Here is an 18964-nt window from a genome sequence, read left to right on the forward strand (position 1 = left end):
ACGGCAAACCTGGGCCGGTGATTCGCCCACAATTCGGGCGACAGCGCGCTGACCTGCGCGGCACCATGCCCCGCGTGACGGATCTCACCGCCCTCGGGTGGACGCCCGACCGGGTACCGCAGCTGCCGGCGGGGGCCGAGGCGGCCCGCGTGGCCCGGGTCGACCGCGGCCTGCTGACCGTGCTCACCGCGGACGGCGAGCGGCGGGTGCACCCGGCGGCGGCCCTCCACGACCGCGCCGGGCTGGACTCGCCGGCGGTGGGCGACTGGGTGGCGCTGCGGGGCGAGCTGGCCGTCGCCGTCCTGCCGCGGCGCTCGGCGTTCACCCGCACCGTCGCCGGCCGGACGTCCGCCGCGCAGGTGGTCGCCGCCAACCTCGACACCGTGCTGGTCGTCGACGCGCTGGGCGGCGCGGCCCGGCTGCGCCGCGTCGAGCGCTACCTCGCGGTGGCCTGGAGCAGCGGGGCCACGCCGGTCGTCGTCCTCACCAAGGCCGACCTGTGCGACGACGTCCCGGCCGCCGTCGCGGAGGTCGCCGAGGACGCCCTCGGCGTCGACGTGCTGGCGGTCAGCTCGGTCACCGGCGAGGGGCTGGACGCCGTCCGCGCCGTCGTCGGGCCCGGCCGGACGGCGGCGATGGTCGGCCCCTCCGGCGTCGGTAAGTCCAGCCTGGCCAACGCGCTGGCCGGGCGGATGGTGGCGCCGACCCGGGAGGTCCGCGAGAGCGACGGCCGGGGGCGGCACACCACCACCGCCCGCGAGCTGCACCTGCTGCCCGGCGGCGGCCTGCTCGTGGACACCCCGGGCATGCGGGAGCTGGCGCTCTACGACGACCTGGACGGGGTGGACACCGCCTACGCCGACGTGGCGGAACTCGCCACGCGCTGCCGGTTCCGCGACTGCGCGCACCGGACGGAGCCGGGCTGCGCGGTCGCCGCGGCCATCGACGAGGGCACGCTCGACCCGGCCCGGTTCGCCGCCTGGCGCAAGCTGCAGCGCGAGGCCCACCGCCAGCTGCTCCGGGTCGACGCGCGGGCGCGGGCCGAGGAGCGGGCGCGCACCCGCGCGTTCTTCCGGTCGCTGCGAGACCAGCCGAACCGGCTGCGGTAGCCCGCTGGGTAGGGTCGCCGTCCGTGCGCGTGCTCGTGATCGGCTCCGGCGCCCGGGAGCACGCCCTGTGCGTGGCTCTGTCCTCCGACCCTGCCGTGGACGCGCTCGCCTGCGCCCCGGGCAACGCCGGCACGCGCGCGGTCGCCGAGCCGCTCGCGGTGACCGTGGGCGACCCCGACGCGGTGGCGGCTACGGCGCGGGAGTGGGGCGCCGACCTCGTCGTCATCGGTCCGGAGGTCCCGCTCGTCGCCGGCGCCGCCGACGCCGTCCGGGAGGCCGGGATCGCCTGCTTCGGCCCGTCGGCGCAGGCCGCGCAGCTGGAGGGCAGCAAGTCCTTCGCCAAGCACGTGATGGCCGCGGCCGGCGTGCCGACCGCCCGATCGTGGCCGGTGGGGGGTCCCGCGGAGCTGGAGACGGCGCTCGACGAGGTCGCCGTCGTCTCGCCCGGGATGCCCTACGTGGTCAAGGACGACGGCCTTGCCGCCGGCAAGGGCGTGCTCGTGACCCCCGACCGCGACGCCGCCGCTGCGCACGGCCGCGCGGTGCTCGACGCCGGGCACGCCGTGCTCATCGAGGAGTACCTCGACGGGCCGGAGGTGTCGCTGTTCGCCCTCACCGACGGCACCACCGTGCTGCCGCTGGTGCCGGCCCAGGACTTCAAGCGCCGCGACGACGGCGACGGCGGCCCCAACACCGGCGGCATGGGCGCCTACGCGCCGCTGCCCTGGGCGCCGGCCGGGCTGGTGGACGACGTGCTGCGGACGGTGCTGCAGCCGACGGTCGACGAGATGCGCCGCCGCGGCGAGCCGTTCGCCGGCCTGCTCTACGCCGGGCTCGCGCTGACCTCCCGCGGCGTGCGGGTGGTCGAGTTCAACGCCCGCTTCGGCGACCCCGAGACCCAGGTGGTGCTGCCGCTGCTGGAGACGCCGCTGGCCGGGCTGCTGGCGGCCGCCGCCACCGGCACGCTCGCCGAGCACCCGCCGCTGCGGTGGCGGGACGGCGCCGCGGTGACCGTCGTCGTGGCCGCCCCCGGCTATCCCGAGCGGCCGCGCACCGGCGACCCGATCAGCGGGGCGGACGGCGAGGGCGTGCTGCACGCCGGCACCGCCGTGGCCGCCGACGGCACCGTCGTCTCCTCCGGCGGGCGGGTGCTGTCCGTGACGGCCGTCGGCCCGGACCTCGCCGCCGCCCGGCAGCTGGCCTACGAGCGGGTCGCCGGCGTGCGGCTGGCCGACGCGCACTGGCGCACCGACATCGCGCTGGCCGCGGTCGAGGAGCGGATCACCGTCGGCTGACAGCCGCGGGAGCATCGCAGGGAGCGCCAGCGACCGAGGAGCGGACCGCGGCGCGGAAGCCGACCAGAGTCACCGTCGGCTGATCAGGCCATGCGGCCGAGGCCGCGCGGGAAGGAGTGCAGCCGCTCGCAGCCGTCGGCGGTCACGTGCAGCAGCTCGCCGGTCTGCACGCCGAGCGACCCGTCGGTCAGGGTCACGTTCGGCTGGACGACGACGGTCATGCCCTCGGCGAACCGCAGCTCCGGCAGCGGCTCGAGCGTGCGGCTGCGGGAGCCGAGCACCGGCGGCAGGTACCCCCCGCCGAGCCCGTGCACGAGGTCATCGACGGTGGTGAACCCGGCGTCCTCGATGACCCCGGCCGCCTCGACCACCTCGGCCGGGGTGACGCCGGGCGCGAGCAGCGCCTCGATCCGGGCCAGCGCCTCCTCGGCGACGGCGTGCAGCTCGGCGACCAGCGGCGTCGGGTCGGCCGCGACGGTGAACGTGCGCAGCAGCTGGCCCGGGTAGTCGACGCCCCAGCTGGTCGACAGCTCGCAGGACAGGACGTCGCCCGCCGCCAGCCGCCGCTCGCTCGGCCACTGCGCAGGCACGCACTGGGCCGGCGCGGCCATCGACGTGAACGCGAAGTAGTGGATGTAGTTGGCGCCGCCCTCGGCCACGTAGGCACCCTCGACCAGCGCGCCGAGCTCGTACTCGGTCAGCCCGGGCCGCGCGCCGTCGGCGAGCGCGCGCATCGACCGGTCGGTCAGCTCCGCGGCCCGGCGCAGCCAGTCCACCTCCTCGGCGGACTTGCACAGCCGCAGCCGCGTGTAGGCGCCGCCCAGGTCGACCAGGGTCAGCCCCGCGGCGCGCAGCCCGTCGGCCATGCCGAACGGCACCGGGCCGATGACGCCGACCTCCGTGGCGCCGCGCCGCCGCAGCTCCTCGGCGACCGTGCGACCGGTCGGGCCGGCCCACCGCACGTCGGCGTCGCGGGCGACCCGCCGCGCCTGGGGCACGTGGTTGTGGAAGTGGACGAGCAGCGCGTCGGTCTCGCCGGGGGTGTGCACGACGGCCGCCTCGCGGGTCACCGGCCAGCCGGTCAGCCACTGGACGGCGCTGCCGGAGCGGTTGGCCCCGTAGAGCACGGCGTGGCCCACGCCGGCCTCGGCGAGGACGGTGTCGAGCGCGCCGCGCCGGCGGGCGGTCTCGGCGGCGCTGAACGCCGGAGGAGTGGCGGTCACGGGACGAGCAGCCCGGACGAGGAGTCCAGCGGGCGGTCGAGGACGTCGACGCCGTCGATCACCTCGGGCAGGAAGCGGCGGCGCAGCCCGGCGATGGTCGCCAGGGCCGCGGGGTCCACCTCCCCGCCGGGGATCAGCCCCTCCGCGGGGTCGCGCAGCCGCTCGACGTAGCGGCGGGCGAGCTCGGGGGAGACCCCCAGCCGGGCGGCGGCCTCCTCGGCGGCGACGTCGTCCACCCTGCCGGCGAGGACGTCGTCTATGGTCCGGTTCAGCGCCCCGGCCAGGGCCCGGGCCTGCTCCAGGTGCTCCTCGCCGGCGACGGCCAGCACGGTGCCGAGGTAGGGCGGGGTGACGTCGGCGACCGCGGCCAGCCGCGGGCAGCCCTGCTCCGCGGCGACCAGCTCGTTGCCGGCGTTGAGCATCGTGGCGTCGCACGCGCCCGCCAGCAGGGCGGTCAGCCGCTTCGGCGTCGAGCCGAGCGCCACGAGCTCGTAGTCCGCAGGGGGCACGCCGAGGGACTCGGTGAGCGCGTACATCGCGAGGGCGAAGCCGGACGTGGGGACGTCGACGCCGATCCGCGCACCGCGCAGCGCCTCCGGCCCCTCGAGGCCGCGCCGGCCGTACAGGGCCAGGCCCAGCCCGCGGTCGACCGCGCTGACGATGCGGACGTCGAGCAGCTCACCGAGCGGGTTGTTCGGGCTGAACCGGTAGGCGAGCACGTTGTCGGGGCTGGTGAAGGCGACGTCGAGCTCCCCGGCGAGCAGCAACCTGAACTGCCCCGGCGAGGAGGCGACCGGCACCTCCTCCGGCTCCAGGTCCACCTCGGCCAGCCGGCCGGTGCGGCGGGCGACCGAGAGCAGCACGGACGGGCTGAAGGCGCCGACGACGAGACGGGAAGGCACGCAACCTCCTGACGAGAACCACCGGGGCCAGCGAGTATGCCGTTCTGCAGTCGATTGCACCAGAGGACCGCCCGGTGGTGGACGTGCTCTGCCGCAGACGGCTGCGGGCCGGTGCTTGACAGGCACGACCCGGCGATAGGACCCTGCTCTCGGGTTGCACAATCGATTGCAGAGCCGGAGGGCGTGGATGGACGAGCGCGTGGCATCGGCGATCGCGCACTGGGGCCCTCGCTTCACGACCAACGGCGTCACCGTCTCGGACTTCCAGACGGTGACCGCCCGGGTCGAGCGGTGGGCGGACTGGTGCGCCGCCTGGTCGGAGAAAGGCGCCGAGCACGAGGCGCTGGGCCGCCGTGCCCTCGCCGACGGCCGCCTGATCTCCGCCGGCCAGCACCTGTCCCAGGCCGCGGTCTACTTCCACTTCGGCAAGTTCGTCTTCGTCGAGGACCTCGACCAGATGCGCGCCGCCCACCAGCGCGCGGTGACCTGCGCCACCGACGCGCTGCCGCACCTGCGGCCCCCGGGCCGCCGGGTCGAGATCCCGTTCGAGGGCACCCGCCTCGTCGGCGTCCTGCGCCTCCCCTCCGGGGAGGGCCCGCACCCGACCGTCGTCCTGCTGCCCGGCCTGGACTCCACCAAGGAGGAGCTGCGCTCCACCGAGGACACTTTCCTCGAGCGCGGGCTGGCCACCTTCAGCGTCGACGGCCCCGGCCAGGGCGAGGCCGAGTACGACCTGCCGATCCGCGGCGACTGGTCCGCACCGGCCGAGGCCGTCCTCGCCGCGCTCGAGGGCCTGCCCGAGGTCGACGCCGGCCGGGTGGCCATCTGGGGCGTGAGCCTCGGCGGCTACTACTCGCCACGGGTCGCCGCGGCGCTCGGCGACCGCGTGCGCGCCTGCGTCGCGCTGGCCGGCCCGTACGACTTCGGCGCCTGCTGGGACCGGCTGCCGGGGCTGACCCGGGCCACGTTCCAGGTGCGCTCGCGCGCCGGCAGCGACGACGAGGCCCGCGCCATCGCGAGCACCCTCTCGCTCGAGGGCGTCGCGGAGAAGATCACCGCGCCACTGCTCGTCGTCTTCGGCCGGCAGGACCGGCTGATCCCCTGGCAGCACGCCGAGCGCCTGCGCGACACCGCGGGTGGCGAGGTGGAGCTGCTGATGCTCGAGGACGGCAACCACGGCTGTGCCAACCTCGCCCCGTGGCACCGCCCGTACACCGCCGACTGGCTCGCCGCCCGCCTGACCGCAACCGCTAGGAGCACGCAGTGAACGACACCACGTCCGTCCAGTCGGTCGGCTGGATCGGCGCCGGCCGCATGGGCGCGGCCATGGCCGCCCGCCTGGCGAAGGCCGGCGTCAAGGTCACCGTCTGGAACCGGACCAAGGCCAAGGCCGAGCCGCTGGCCGAGGTCGGCTGCGCCATCGCCGACACCATCTCCGAGCTCCGCGCGCTGGACGCGGTCTTCGTCATGGTCTCGACGTCGAAGGACCTCGAGCAGGTCCTCCTCGACGAGGGTGGGCTGCTGGCGGACCGCGAGGACCTGCCGCGGATCGTCGTCGACTGCTCGACGGTGGACCAGGCCGCGTCCGAGGCGATGCGCGCTGCCTGCGAGGAGCGCGGCGTCGCCTTCCTCGCCGCGCCGGTCAGCGGCAACGGCAAGGTGGTCAAGGCCGGCATGCTGAGCCTGGTCGCCTCCGGTCCGGAAGAGACGTTCCGGCAGGTGGAGCACCTGCTCGGGCACATCGGGCAGCACGTGACCTACGTCGGCGAGGGCGACGTAGCCCGGCTGGTGAAGATCTGCCACAACCTGATGCTCGGTGTCGTGACCCAGTGCATGGCCGAGATCACCGTGCTGGCCGAGAAGGGCGGCGTCTCCCGGGCGGCGTTCCTCGAGTTCCTCAACAACAGCGTGATGGGCTCGGTGTTCACCCGGTACAAGTCGCCGGCGTTCGTGAACCTGGACTACACGCCGACCTTCACGCCGATCCTGCTGCGCAAGGACTTCGACCTGGGTCTGGCCGCCGCGCACGAGCTCGACGTCCCCATGCCGGTGGCCGCGGCGACCGCCCAGGCGGTGCAGGCGAGCGTGAGCAGCGGCCGGGTGGAGGAGGACTTCTCCATCCTGCTCGACCTGCAGGCGCACAACTCCGGCATCCACCTCACCCCGGAGGACGTCGCGGTGGACGACGGCCTCAGCGCCGCGGACCAGGACGCCTGATGATCACCTCCGGGGCTACCGGCGGCGTGCGGCCCGTGCCGGCGCCCGGCCACATGGGTGTCGACTACGAGCAGCGGGTCGACTTCGCCCGGCTCCGCGACTACCGGCTCGGCCGGGCCAAGGAGTCCCTGGAGGCCAGCGAGTGCGGCGCCTTCCTGCTCTTCGACTTCTACAACATCCGCTACACGACCAGTACCTGGATCGGCGGCGCCCTCGGCGACAAGATGATCCGGTACGCCCTGCTGGCCCGCGGCAAGGACCCCGTGCTGTGGGACTTCGGCTCGGCCGTCAAGCACCACCAGCAGTACTCCCAGTGGGTCCCGACCGAGAACTACCGGGCCGGCTTCCTCGGTTTCCGCGGAGCAGTCGCTCCGACGGTCGGTCTCATGGCCGAGGCGGTGGCCGAGATCAAGTCGCTGCTCGTCGAGGCGGGCGTGGCCGACATGCCCGTGGGTGTCGACATCGTCGAGCCGCCGTTCCTGTTCGAGATGGAGCGACAGGGCCTCCGGGTGGTCGACGCCCAGCAGCTCATGCTCGACGCCCGGGTGATCAAGTCACCCGACGAGATCATCCTGCTCAACCAGGCGGCGGCCATGGTCGACGGCGTCTACCAGGACATCGTCGAGATGCTGAAGCCCGGGGTGCGCGAGAACCAGGTCGTCGCGCACGCCAACAAGCGCCTCTACGAGATGGGCTCCGACCAGGTCGAGGCGATCAACGCCATCTCCGGTGAGCGCTGCAACCCGCACCCGCACAACTTCACCGACCGGCTGATCCGCCCGGGCGACCAGGCCTTCTTCGACATCATCCACTCGTTCAACGGCTACCGGACCTGCTACTACCGGACCTTCAGCGTCGGCAGCGCCACGCCGGCGCAGCGCGACGCCTACAAACAGGCCCGCGAGTGGATGGACCGGGGGCTGGCCGGTATCAAGGCCGGGGTGGGCACCGACGAGGTCGCCGCGCTCCTGCCGAAGGCCGAGGAGTTCGGTTTCAGCAGCGAGATGGAGGCCTTCGGACTGCAGTTCGCCCACGGTCTCGGCCTCGGCCTGCACGAGCGGCCGATCATCTCCCGGCTGAACAGCATGACGGAGCCGATCGAGCTGCAGCCCGGGATGGTCTTCGCGCTGGAGACCTACTGCCCGGCCGGCGACGGCTTCTCCGCCGCGCGGATCGAGGAGGAGGTCGTCGTCACGCCCGACGGCCCGCAGATCCTCACGCTGTTCCCCGCGCAGGACCTCGTCATCGCCAACCCGTACTGATCCGGAAGGCCCCACCATGACGCTCGACGCCCTCGGCGACTTCGACTACCTGTTCACCGACCTCTGGATCGGGGGCAAGCCGGTGCCGGCCTCCGACGGCGGCCGCTTCGACGTGCTCGACCCGGCGACCGGCCAGGTCCTCACCACCGTCGCCGACGGTACGGTCGACGACGCGATCGCCGCGGTCGACGCCGCCGACGCCGCGGCGGCCGCCTGGGCGGCCACCGCCCCGCGGGAGCGCTCGGAGATCCTGCGCCGCGCGTTCGACCTGATGACGGCGCAGGCGGACACGCTGGCCCGGCTGGTCACGCTGGAGAACGGCAAGGCGCTCGCCGACGCGAAGGGCGAGGTGACCTACGCGGCGGAGTTCTTCCGCTGGTACGCCGAGGAGGCCGTGCGCGCGAACGGCGCGGTCACGACGGCGCCGTCCGGGGCCAACAAGATCCTCGTGGTGCAGCAGCCGGTCGGGATCTGCGTGCTGGTGACCCCGTGGAACTTCCCGGCCGCGATGGCCACCCGCAAGATCGGCCCCGCGCTGGCCGCCGGCTGCACGGTCATCCTCAAGCCGGCCAGCGACACCCCGCTGACCGCGCTGGCCATGGCCCGCATCCTCGAGGACGCCGGCGTGCCCCCGGGCGTCGTGAACGTGCTGCCGGCCCGCCGGTCGGGCGCGGTCGTGTCGGCCATGCTGCACGATCCGCGCGTGCGCAAGCTGTCGTTCACCGGCAGCACCGAGGTGGGGCGCGTGCTGCTGCGCGAGGCGGCCGACCAGGTCATCAACTGCTCGATGGAGCTCGGCGGCAACGCCCCGTTCCTGGTGTTCGCCGACGCCGACCTCGACGCCGCCGTCGACGGCGCCATGATCGCCAAGATGCGCAACGGCGGTGAGGCGTGCACCGCGGCCAACCGGTTCTTCGTCGAGCGGCCCGTGGTCGAGGAGTTCAGCCGGCGGCTGGCCGAGCGCATGGCCGCCCTGCGGGTCGGGCCCGGGCTCGCGGAGGAGACCCAGGTCGGCCCGCTGGTCAACGACGACACCGCCGCCAAGGTCGACGAGCTCGTCCGGGGCGCGGTAGACGGCGGCGCGACGGCCGTCGTCGGGGGCCGCCGTCCCGAGCGCGAGGGCTTCTACTACGAGCCCACCGTGCTGACCGGCGTCGAGCCGGGCGCGGCCATCCTCCGCGAGGAGATCTTCGGGCCGGTGGCGCCCGTCGTCGCCTTCGACGACGAGGAGGAGGCCATCCGGCTGGCCAACGACACCGAGTACGGCCTGGTCTCCTACCTGTACACCGCCGACCTCGCCCGCGGCCTGCGGGTCAGCGAGGCGCTCGAGTCGGGCATGGTCGGCCTCAACCGCGGGCTGGTCAGCGACCCGGCGGCGCCGTTCGGCGGGGTGAAGCAGAGCGGCATCGGTCGCGAGGGCGGCCACGACGGCATGCTCGACTACCTGGAGAGCAAGTACATCGCCGTCTCGTGGTGAGCAAGCGCGACGAGATCGGCGATCTCGCCCCCATGCGAGTGCTGATGGGGGCGAGATCGCCGATCTCGCCGGGGGATCAGTCCTCGGCGGTGGGCGCCGGCTGGTTCTTCGCGGCCCAGTAGTCGGGGCGGGCCTTGCTCTCCGCGAGCTCATCGGCGGTGCGGAAGCCCGGTGCCATCGAGGCGTCGGTGCCGGCCAGGTACTGGTGGTGGTCGATGCCGAGCAGCCGGATCCAGCTCTGCTGGCCGAAGGTCAGGGCGATGCAGCAGCCGAGCTCGACCAGCTCCGGCTCGGAGAAGTGCGCGTGCAGCCTCTCCCAGAAGCCCTCCTCGTCGGCCGGCATGCCCCACGCGATCGCCTCGGCGTAGGCCAGCGCCGCCTTCTGCCGCTCGTCGTACTGGTCGGACTTCTCGAAGTTGAGCAGCTCGTCGTACTGCATCTCCTCGAGGCCGGCCTTCACTGCCTTGATCGAGCGCTGGTTGCCGCAGAACTCGCACAGCACCGTGCGCGAGATGTAGACGCGGCACAGCTCCTTGATCGCGTGGTCGCAGACGCCGCTGTGGAACAGCGCCTTCCACGAGTCGGCGAACGCCCAGAACGCGTTCGGCGCGTGCGCCCGGACGGCGGAGCTCTCCGGCCGCGGCGTGCCCTCGCGGGCGCAGCGGTGCATCTCCTCCTGCATCGCCTCGTTCATGGCCTCGAGCGGGACGTAGCTGATGTGCGGGCGGGGCATGACGGACTCCTTCGTCAGTCGGTTGCGGTGATCGCGGCCTCGACGGCCTGGGCGGTGAGGGGCAGATCGCGGACGCGGACCCCGACGGCGGCGGCGACCGCATTGCCGATCGCTCCGGCGGTGGGGCCCTGCGCCGCCTCGCCCGCGCCCAACGAGGGCGCGGCGGAATCGACGAGGTGCACCTCGATCTCGGGCACCTCGGAGAAGCGCAGGATCGGGTAGCCCTCCCAGTCGTCGCTGGTCACCCGGCGGCGGTCGAAGCGCACCCGCTCCTTGAGCGCCCAGCTGGCGGCCTGGATCGCGCCGCCCTCGATCTGGAAGCGGACGCCGTCCGGGTTGATCACCCGGCCGACGTCGACGGCGACGGTCAGCCGGCGCAGCCGGATGTCGGTCTCGGCCTCGACCTCGGCGACGACGGCGCAGTAGGCGCCGCGGCCCTTGTAGCGGGCGACGCCGAGGCCCCGGCCGGTGCCCTCGGGCAGCGGGGTGCCCCAGCCGGCCTGCTCGGCGGCCGTGGTGAGCACCGCGCGGGCCCGCTCGTCGGGCAGGTGGCGCAGCCGGAACTCCAGCGGGTCCTGCCCGGCCAGCTCGGCGAGCTCGTCCATGAACGACTCGATGCTAAAGACGTTCAGGAACGCGCCGAGCGCCCGCAGCGCCGAGGAGCGCACCGGGTTGTCGAGCAGGCGGTGGCCGTGGATGCGCCGGTTGCCGACGTCGTACAGGGGGACGGCGTTGCGCGTGGACCCGCCACCGGCCGCGGCGGGCGGGTCGGCCGCCGGCGGGGCCGGGAGCGGCCGCGCGAGGTGCGTGCCGGCGAGCAGACCGGGCACCCCCGCGTAGCCGGGGCGGGCGGTGTGGCCCTGCGACCAGACGTCGTAGCTCCACGACACGATCCGGCCGTCCGCGTCGAGCTGGGCGGACACGTGGCTGGCCATGGCCGAGCCGAACGGCGCCCACGACAGCTCGTCGCGCCGGCTCCACTGGACCTGCACCGGGTGCCCGGGCACGGCCCGCGCCAGCAGGACGGCGTCGAAGGCGACGTCGTCGGCGCCGTTGTGGCCGTAGCAGCCGGCGTTCTCGACGTGCTCGACGGTGATCCGCGCCGGCGGCAGGTCGAGCGCGTGCGCGATCGCGTCGCGCAGCCGGTGCACACCCTGGCTGGAGCTCCACACGAGGACGCTGCCGTCGAGGTCCCAGCGCGCGATGCCGCAGCTGGGCGCGATCGAGGCGTGGGCCAGGAACGGGCGGCTGTAGCGGGCGGACAGCGCCGGGCCCGACGCGGAGGTCTGCCCGGCGTCGTCGAGCACGGCGACGGTCTCGGTGGGGGACTCCTGCAGGAAGGCGACGAGGTCGCGCTCGTCGGGCAGGGCGTCGTCCTCGGTCCAGGTCGCCGCCTTCCGCAGCCGCTCGACGGCGACGGCGACCGCCGCCTCGTCGGGGCCGACGACGCCGAGGAACGAGCCGTCGCGGACGACGGTCAGCCCGTCGACCGCCACGGGTGCCACGTCGACCAGCCGCGCGCCCGGCGACGGCGGGCGCGCCACCCGGCCGAACAGCTGCCCCGGCAGGCGCAGGTCGGAGATGTAGCGCGGCCGCCCGGCGATCTTGTCGGGGAGGTCGAGCCGGGCCGCGCTGGTGCCCACGACCCGGTAGGACGACGGGTCCGCGAGCGGCACCGCGGGGTCGGCGTCCACGTCGAGGTCCACCTCCGCCGCGCCGTAGGGCCGGCCGGCGTACCGCGCGCGCACGTTGGCGCAGACCACGCGGACGGCGGGCGCCGATTCGACGATCGACATGCTCCCCGCGGTCAGCCCCTCGTCCGGCCCGGCGCTGGAGGCCGGCAGCATCCGGATCCGGTCCAGCGGCAGGCCGAGCTCCTCGGCGGCCACCTGGGCCAGGGCGGTGAGGATGCCCTGCCCGAACTCGACCTTGCCGACACGCAGCTCGACCGTGCCGTCGGGGCACACCCGCACCCATGAGGACAGCCGCGGGTTGGCCGCGACGTCCTTGGGCAGCTCGGGCGAGCCGGCGGCGGCGTCGACCCGGGGGCCGGTGTCGGCGGCGGCGGTCACGACGCGCCCCCCGTGGCGACGACGGCGTCGATGATCCGGCGCTGGGCGCCGCAGCGGCAGAGGTTGCGGTCCAGCGCCTGTGCCACGGTGGCGGCGTCGGGGGCGGGCACCTCCTCCAGCAGCGCGGCGGCGCGGACGGCGATGCCGGAGATGCAGAACCCGCACTGGACGGCCTGCCGGTCGAGCAGCGCCTGCTGAACCGGGTGCAGCGCGCCGTCGGCGCCGAGGCCCTCCACGGTCACGACGTCGTGGCCGGCGGCGGCCCACACCGGGGTGTCGCAGGACGGGACGACGGCGCCGTCCAGCCGGACGAAACAGGCCCCGCACTGGCCCAGGCCGCAGCCGAACCGGGGCCCGAGCAGCCCCAGCTCGTTGCGCAGCACGGCGAGCAGCGGGGTGTCGGGCTCCGCCGACACCGACGCCTCCCGGCCGTTGACGCGCAGGTCGAAGGTCTCCTTCATCGCGTGAACACCTCCGGGTGGCGGCCCAGCTCGATCCGCGTCCGGCGGATGTGCCCGGCCAGGCAGCGCTCGGCGTCGACGACGTCGCGGCGGGCGATCGCGTCGAGCAGCAGGCGGTGCTCGGCGTTGATGACCCACTTGCGCCCGGGGCCGGTGAGCGTGACGAACGTGCGCCGGTAGTGGGCGGTGGAGTTCCACAGCCGGGTGACGGTGGCGGTCAGCTGCTCGATCCGGCAGCCGGTGTAGCTCTGCAGGTGGAACTCGCGGTCCAGCTCGAGGAAGGCGGCGACGTCGTCGTTGGCCTCGATGCGCTCCTGGACGTCCTCGAGGTGCCGGATCTGGGCCTCGGTGAGGTGGGGGATGCTCTCGGCGATCGCCAGCTGCTCGAGCTGCTCGCGCATCTTGTAGATGACGTCGACCTCGTGCATGGAGAGGCTGGGCACCCGGGCGCCGCGGTGCCGCTCGTGCTCGGTGAGGCCCTCCGCCTCGAGGATGCGCAGCGCCTCGCGGACCGGGAGCCGGCTCGACCCGAGTCGCTCGGCCACCTCCTCCTGGCGGATCCACTCGCCGGGGCCGATCTCCCCGGTGAGGATCGCGTGCCGGAGGTAGTGGGCCACCCGCGAGCTGGCCGCCCCGATCCCCGTCTCCACCTCGGTCATGCGAACGCCTCCGGGTTGCGGAAGTACGCCTTGCCGTGCGGGTAGCTGACCAGCTCGAACTGCATGCCCCAGGGCGCGAGGAAGTAGACCCAGCGCTGCCCCTCGTGCGCGCCCCTGCTCGCCGTCGGCTCGCCGAGCACCCGGACGCCGTGCGCGCGCAGGTGGGCGACCGCCGCGTCGAGGTCGTCGACGTACAGAGCGACGTGGTGGCCGCCGATGTCGCTGTTGCGCGGGGGGACCGGGTTCTGGTCGGGCGCCTCGTAGGAGAACACCTCGAAGATCGCCTGTCCGCCGCAGCGGAAGAAGCTGTTGCGCCGCATGACCGCCCGCGGGTGCACGTTCAGGTGCTCGGCCATCCAGTCGCTGTCCTCGTGCACGAAGGGTCCGAGGGAGTACAGGTACTCGCAGCCGAGGACGTCGACCAGGAAGGCCCGCGCCTGCTCGAGGTCGGGGACCGTGAAGCCGATGTGGTCCACCCCCGTCAGCCCCGGCAGTGCCATGTGCGCCTCCCTCCAGTCACGATGTCTGGATCCAAACACTAGGCGAATGTGAGGCGGCACACTAGTATTCGTGGCAAGCTGCCCGAACTCGGATCCAATCCGGCTCCGCGAGCACGTCCGCGAGGAGAACCCCGATGCCCCTGCACCGACGGCTGGAGCCGGCCGCTCCGTGGGTGGAGCTGGTCGTCACCGACGAGGACTGGGACGCCGCCGACCCCGAGCTGCTGCGGGCGATGCACGCCCAGCTGGTGCTCATCCGCGTGTTCGAGGAGTACGTCCTCGAGCTGGCCGGCGCCGGGCTCATCCACGGCCCGGCGCACTCCAGCATCGGCCAGGAGGGCGGCGCGGTCGGCTCGGCGCTCGCGCTGACCAGCGCCGACCAGGTCAACGGCACCCACCGCGGGCACCACCAGTTCCTGGCCAAGGCGCTGCACCACGTCGCGCCCAAGGGCATCGACCTGACCGCGCCGGTACCCGACGACGTGCGCGAGGTGCTGCTGCGCACCCTCGCCGAGATCTGCGGGCTCGACCGGGGGTGGAGCCACGGCCGGGGCGGTTCGATGCACCTGCAGTGGAAGGACGCCGGCGCGATGGGCACCAACGCCATCGTCGGCGGCGGCGTCCCGCAGGCGGCCGGCTTCGCGTGGGCGGACAAGCAGTCGGAGACCGGCGCCGTGTCGGTGACCTACTTCGGCGACGGGGCGGCCAACATCGGCTCGACGCTCGAGACGCTCAACCTCGCCGCGGCCTGGCAGCTTCCGGTCTGCTTCTTCATCGAGAACAACCGGTACGCGGTGTCCACGAACGTCTTCGAGGCCACCGGTGAACCGCGGCTCTCCGGGCGCGGACCCGGCTTCGGCGTCGCCAGCTGGAAGGTCGACGGGATGGACGCGCTCGCCGTCCACCTGGCCGTGCAGGAGGCGGTCGCGCACATGCGGGCCGGCAGGGGGCCCACGGTCGTCGAGGCCGACACCTACCGCTACTTCCACCAGAACGGCGGCTTCCCCGGCTCCGCCTTCGGCTACCGGTCGAAGGAGGAGGAGAGGGAGTGGCGCGGCCGTGACCCGATCGACCAGCTGACCGGGCACCTCGTCCGCCGCGAGATCCTCACCCCGGCCGAGATCGACACCGCGCTGGCCACCGCCAGGGCCGTGCTGGCCGAGATCGGCGACGTGCTCTTCGAGCCCGACCCCGGCGGCAAGCCCGGCCAGCGCCGGATCCGCGCGTCCGAGTGGCCCGACCCGCGGTTCGTCGACGTCGGGATCCGCGGGGACCTCTCCGAGTTCGCCGACGCGCGGTTCGCCGACGTCGACGACTTCGCCGGCGAGCTCACCGAGGGCAAGTTCATCGAGTCGGTCGCCGCCGTCATGGGCCGGCGCATGGAGACCGACGAGCGGGTCGTCGTCATGGGCGAGGACGTGCACCGGCTCAACGGCGGCACCAACGGCGCCACCCGCGGGCTGAAGGACCGCTTCCCCGACCGGGTCCTCGGGACGCCGATCAGCGAGAACGCCTTCGCCGGCCTCGGCGGGGGGATCGCGATCGACGGACGGTTCCGTCCCGTCGTCGAGTTCATGTACGCCGACTTCATGTGGGTCGCCGCCGACCAGCTGTTCAACCAGATCGGCAAGGCGCGGCACATGTTCGGCGGCACCGGGCCGGTGCCGTTCGTCCTGCGCAGCAAGGTCGCGATGGGCACCGGCTACGGCTCCCAGCACTCGATGGACCCGGCCGGCATCTTCGTCACCAACCCGGGCTGGCGGATCGTCGCGCCGACCACGCCGTTCGACTACGTCGGGCTGATGAACGCCGCGCTGCGCTGCGAGGACCCGGTCGTCGTCCTCGAGCACGTCGACCTCTACAACTCCACCGGCCCGGCCCCGGTCGACGACCTCGACTACTGCCTGCCGGTCGGCAAGGCCGCGGTGCGGCGGACCGGGTCGAAGGTGACCGTCCTGACCTACCTGGCGATGACCCACTACGTGCTCGACGCGGTGGAGACCGGCGGGTTCGACGCCGAGGTGATCGACCTGCGCTGGCTGGACCGGGCCAGCATCGACTGGGAGACGATCGGCGAGAGCATCCGCAAGACCAACAACGTGCTCATCGCCGAGCAGGGCGCCGTCGGGACGTCGTACGGCGGCTGGCTGGCCGACGAGATCCAGCGGCGGTTCTTCGACTGGCTCGACGCCCCCGTGCAGCGGGTGACCGGCGGCGAGGCCTCGCCCAGCATCAGCAAGGTCCTCGAGCGCGCGGCGATCGCGCAGAGCGCCGAGGTCGCCGCCGCGCTGCGCGAGATCACGGAGGCCTGAGCGATGGCACGGCTGATGCGCATGCCCGAGGTCGCGGCGGGCGGCACCGAGGCGGTGCTCGCCGGCTGGTCGGTGGGCGAGGCCGCCGAGTTCGGCGCCGACGACGTCGTCGCCACGGTGGAGACCGAGAAGGCGGTCGTCGACGTCGAGGCCGAGCAGGCCGGCGTCGTCCTCAAGCTGCTCGTCGCCCCCGGGTCGACGGTCGAGGTCGGCGCGCCGATCGCCGTCCTGGGCGAGCCGGGGGAGCGGGTCGACGACCTCGGCGCCGTGCTGGCGTCACTGGGCGTCGGCGGGCTGCCCGACTCGCCGCCGGACCCGGAGGGCGGCAAGCAGGAGGCGCCGCAGACCCCGGCCGTCCCGCAGCCGCTGGTGGCCGCCGCGGAGACGGTCGCCGGTCCGGCCGCCGAGGCCGTGGCCGCGAACGGCAACGGGCACCGGCGGATCTTCGCCAGCCCGCTGGCCCGGCGGCTGGCCCGCGACGCCGGGCTCGCGCTGGAGTCGATCGCGGGCACCGGGCCGGGCGGGCGGATCCTGCGCCGGGACGTCGACGCGGCCAAGGCGCAGCCACCCGCCCCGGCGCCCGCGCCCGCGGTCGCCGTCCCCGCTGTCGCCGCCGTCCCCGCGGACTGGACCGACGTCCCGCACACGCCGATGCGGCGGGCGATCGCCCGCCGGCTGACCGAGAGCAAGCAGACGATCCCGCACTTCACCGTGCGGGCGACGCTGCGCGTCGACGAACTCCTGCGGCTGCGCGCCGGGCTGGCCGAGGCCGGCACGAAGGTGTCGGTGACCGACCTGCTGGTCAAGGCCGCGGCGCGGGCGCACACGCAGGTGCCGCGGATGAACGCGATCTGGACGCCCGAGGCGATGCGGCAGTTCTCCGCCGTGGACGTCGCCGTGGCCGTGGCCACCGACACCGGGCTGGTCACCCCCGTCGTCCGCGCCGTGGACCGGTCCCCGGTCTCGGAGGTCGCCGCCACCGTGCGCGACCTGGTGGACCGGGCCCGCGCCGGGCGGCTGCGGCAGGACGAGCTCGAGGGCGGAACGCTGACGATCACCAACCTCGGCATGTTCGGCACCGAGGAGTTCGCCGCGATCATCAACCCGCCGCAGTCGGCGATCCTCGCCGTGGGCGCCGCGCGGCAGGAGCCGGTCGTCACCGACGGCGCGCTGGCCGTGGCCACGGTGGTGAAGGTGACCCTGTCGGCCGACCACCGGGTGATCGACGGCGCGCTGGCCGCCGAGTGGATGGCGGCGTTCACCGCGACCGTGGAGCAGCCGCTGCGGATCCTGGTGTAGCTACTTCGCCTGCACCACGGGCTTCGCCCGCTCGGGCCTCGGCTCGGGCGGGCGCGGCCCGTCGTGCCGCCGGGACAGGTACGTGCCGGCGACGTTCGCGCAGGCGACCGTCGGGACGGCGATCAGCGCGCCGAAGATGCCGCCGACCAGCAGGCCGGCGGCGATCGCGAGGACGACGGCCAGCGGGTGCACGCGGACCGCGCGGCCGAGCAGCAGCGGCTGCAGCACGTGCCCCTCGAGCTGCATGACCAGGATGACGATCGCCAGCGCGATGAGCGCCTTGATCGGCCCCTCGGAGACCAGCGCGACCAGGACGGCGACCGAGCCGGCGAGGAACGACCCGATGATCGGGATGAACGCGCCCAGGAACACCAGCGCCGCCAGCGGGATGACCAGCGGCACCCCGAGGATGGCGAGCCCGACGCCGATGCCGATGGCGTCGACCAGCGCGACGGCGACGGTCGCGCGGACGTAGGAGATCAGCGTCCGCCAGGCGCGGCGGGCGGCCTCGTCGAGGTAGGCGCGGGAGTCGCGGGGGAACAGCCCGACCAGCCACAGCCAGATGGACCGGCCGTCCTTGAGGAAGAAGAACAGCGTGAACAGCGCCAGGACGATGCCGGTGAAGACCTCGCCGACGGTCGCAGCGGTGGTGAGCGCGCCGCTGGTGATCGAGTCCTGGTTGGCGACGAGCGTGTCCTGCAGCTGAGCGACCGCCTGCTCGAGCTGGTTCTTCGTGATCGGGAAGGTGCGGACGATGAAGTCCTGCACCTGCCCGATGCCCTGGCTGACCTGCTCGGCGAGGTCGCTGAAGCCGGCGGTGAACCGCTCGACGACCAGGGTGATGATCCCGGCGACCACGCCGAGGCCGACGAGGAGCATCGCCGCCGCGGCCAGCGAGCGCGGCCACCCGCGGTGCACCAGGCCGGCCGCCCCCGGCTGCAGCAGGGCGGCCAGCAGCAGCGCCACGATCACCGGGACGACGACCACGGCGATCGTCGCCATCGCGTAGAGCACCGCGTACAGCCCGGCCAGGACGACGATCAGCCGCCACGACCACGCCGCCGCCGTCCGGAGGCCGATGGGGACGACGGCGTCGGGGGAGCCGGCCGTGCGGTCGCGCAGCAGCCGGGTGGTGCGCTCGCCGGGCCGGTGCGGCCGGCCGCCGTTGGGCGGGCCGCTGACGCCGCCGGGGCCGATCGGGCCGTCCAGGTCTGGCGCCCCGGGCTCGGGACTGCCCAGCGGGGGACGGGAGGCCCCGTCGGCGTCCGGCGGCGCGGCGCCCGAGGGGCGCTCGGGGGCCTCGACCTCGTCGTCGTGCAGCAGGATCGCGCGGTCGTCGTCCCGCTCGGGCCAGGCGTGCGGATCGTGCTCGGCGGCCGCGCGGATGCGCTCGCGGGCCCTCGCGACCACGGAGTTCGCCCGTCGCAGCATGGCGCACCTCCG

16 protein-coding genes are annotated in these 18964 nt (G+C 74.2%); 8 read left to right on the plus strand and 8 right to left on the minus strand.

Annotation, left to right across the window (positions count from 1 at the left end; genetic code table 11):
* The first annotated feature begins 65 nt into the window (after positions 1-65).
* Both rsgA and purD read left to right on the plus strand, forming a co-directional pair.
* A complete protein-coding gene (rsgA, locus tag ACWIYF_RS02650) occupies positions 66-1109 on the plus strand; it encodes a ribosome small subunit-dependent GTPase A (RefSeq protein WP_448626572.1) in 1044 nt (347 codons plus the stop codon).
* 23 nt (positions 1110-1132) lie between these two features.
* Positions 1133-2404: a phosphoribosylamine--glycine ligase gene (gene purD / locus ACWIYF_RS02655; protein ID WP_448626573.1), complete on the plus strand. Its 1272-nt coding sequence runs from the start codon at positions 1133-1135 to the stop codon at positions 2402-2404.
* A gap of 83 nt (positions 2405-2487) precedes the next feature.
* Here purD and ACWIYF_RS02660 read toward each other — a convergent pair whose 3' ends face one another.
* Both ACWIYF_RS02660 and ACWIYF_RS02665 read right to left on the minus strand, forming a co-directional pair.
* Positions 2488-3627, minus strand: coding sequence for a M24 family metallopeptidase (locus tag ACWIYF_RS02660; RefSeq protein ID WP_448626574.1), 1140 nt, complete (start codon positions 3625-3627; stop codon positions 2488-2490).
* The gene (locus ACWIYF_RS02665; protein ID WP_448626575.1) at positions 3624-4529 is read right to left on the minus strand and encodes an ABC transporter substrate-binding protein; all 906 of its coding nucleotides are present in this window, start codon (positions 4527-4529) and stop codon (positions 3624-3626) included. Before ACWIYF_RS02665 ends, ACWIYF_RS02660 begins: the two co-directional genes overlap by 4 nt.
* Positions 4530-4716: 187 nt before the next feature.
* Between ACWIYF_RS02665 and ACWIYF_RS02670 the strand changes: the two genes are divergently transcribed.
* The 4 genes from ACWIYF_RS02670 to ACWIYF_RS02685 are packed head-to-tail and all read left to right on the plus strand — an operon-like array spanning position 4717 to position 9485.
* On the plus strand, positions 4717-5796 hold the full coding sequence (locus tag ACWIYF_RS02670) for an alpha/beta hydrolase family protein (RefSeq protein WP_448626576.1): 1080 nt from the start codon (positions 4717-4719) through the stop codon (positions 5794-5796).
* Positions 5793-6746 carry an NAD(P)-dependent oxidoreductase gene (locus ACWIYF_RS02675; protein WP_448626577.1) on the plus strand — a complete coding sequence of 318 codons (954 nt, stop codon included), beginning with the start codon at positions 5793-5795 and terminating at the stop codon, positions 6744-6746. Before ACWIYF_RS02670 ends, ACWIYF_RS02675 begins: the two co-directional genes overlap by 4 nt.
* Positions 6746-8008 carry a M24 family metallopeptidase gene (locus ACWIYF_RS02680; protein ID WP_448626578.1) on the plus strand — a complete coding sequence of 421 codons (1263 nt, stop codon included), beginning with the start codon at positions 6746-6748 and terminating at the stop codon, positions 8006-8008. Before ACWIYF_RS02675 ends, ACWIYF_RS02680 begins: the two co-directional genes overlap by 1 nt.
* 16 nt (positions 8009-8024) lie before the next feature.
* A complete protein-coding gene (locus ACWIYF_RS02685) occupies positions 8025-9485 on the plus strand; it encodes an NAD-dependent succinate-semialdehyde dehydrogenase (RefSeq protein ID WP_448626579.1) in 1461 nt (486 codons plus the stop codon).
* Between the two features lie 76 nt (positions 9486-9561).
* Here the strand turns inward: ACWIYF_RS02685 and ACWIYF_RS02690 are convergent, their stop codons facing one another.
* The 5 genes from ACWIYF_RS02690 to ACWIYF_RS02710 are packed head-to-tail and all read right to left on the minus strand — an operon-like array spanning position 9562 to position 13910.
* Positions 9562-10218, minus strand: coding sequence for a carboxymuconolactone decarboxylase family protein (locus tag ACWIYF_RS02690; RefSeq protein ID WP_448626580.1), 657 nt, complete (start codon positions 10216-10218; stop codon positions 9562-9564).
* A 14-nt stretch (positions 10219-10232) separates the two neighbouring features.
* Positions 10233-12290 (minus strand): molybdopterin cofactor-binding domain-containing protein, encoded by a 2058-nt coding sequence (locus tag ACWIYF_RS02695; RefSeq protein WP_448626581.1) that lies wholly within the window; start codon positions 12288-12290, stop codon positions 10233-10235.
* On the minus strand, positions 12287-12751 hold the full coding sequence (locus ACWIYF_RS02700) for a (2Fe-2S)-binding protein (RefSeq protein ID WP_448626582.1): 465 nt from the start codon (positions 12749-12751) through the stop codon (positions 12287-12289). Before ACWIYF_RS02700 ends, ACWIYF_RS02695 begins: the two co-directional genes overlap by 4 nt.
* Entirely contained in the window at positions 12748-13410 is a 663-nt protein-coding gene (locus ACWIYF_RS02705; protein ID WP_448626583.1) for a GntR family transcriptional regulator, read from the minus strand. The genes ACWIYF_RS02700 and ACWIYF_RS02705 overlap by 4 nt, the downstream gene beginning before the upstream one ends.
* Entirely contained in the window at positions 13407-13910 is a 504-nt protein-coding gene (locus tag ACWIYF_RS02710; RefSeq protein WP_448626584.1) for a VOC family protein, read from the minus strand. The genes ACWIYF_RS02705 and ACWIYF_RS02710 overlap by 4 nt, the downstream gene beginning before the upstream one ends.
* Before the next feature lie 134 nt (positions 13911-14044).
* On the opposite strand from ACWIYF_RS02710, the gene ACWIYF_RS02715 reads away from it, so the two are divergent.
* A complete protein-coding gene (locus ACWIYF_RS02715; RefSeq protein ID WP_448626585.1) occupies positions 14045-16222 on the plus strand; it encodes an alpha-ketoacid dehydrogenase subunit alpha/beta in 2178 nt (725 codons plus the stop codon).
* 3 nt (positions 16223-16225) lie between these two features.
* Positions 16226-17521, plus strand: a complete 1296-nt coding sequence (locus tag ACWIYF_RS02720; protein WP_448626586.1) for a dihydrolipoamide acetyltransferase family protein — start codon at positions 16226-16228, stop codon at positions 17519-17521.
* Here ACWIYF_RS02720 and ACWIYF_RS02725 read toward each other — a convergent pair whose 3' ends face one another.
* The gene (locus ACWIYF_RS02725; RefSeq protein ID WP_448626587.1) at positions 17522-18952 is read right to left on the minus strand and encodes an AI-2E family transporter; all 1431 of its coding nucleotides are present in this window, start codon (positions 18950-18952) and stop codon (positions 17522-17524) included.
* Positions 18953-18964 lie beyond the last annotated feature (12 nt).

This window comes from Geodermatophilus sp. URMC 64 (assembly GCF_053502555.1).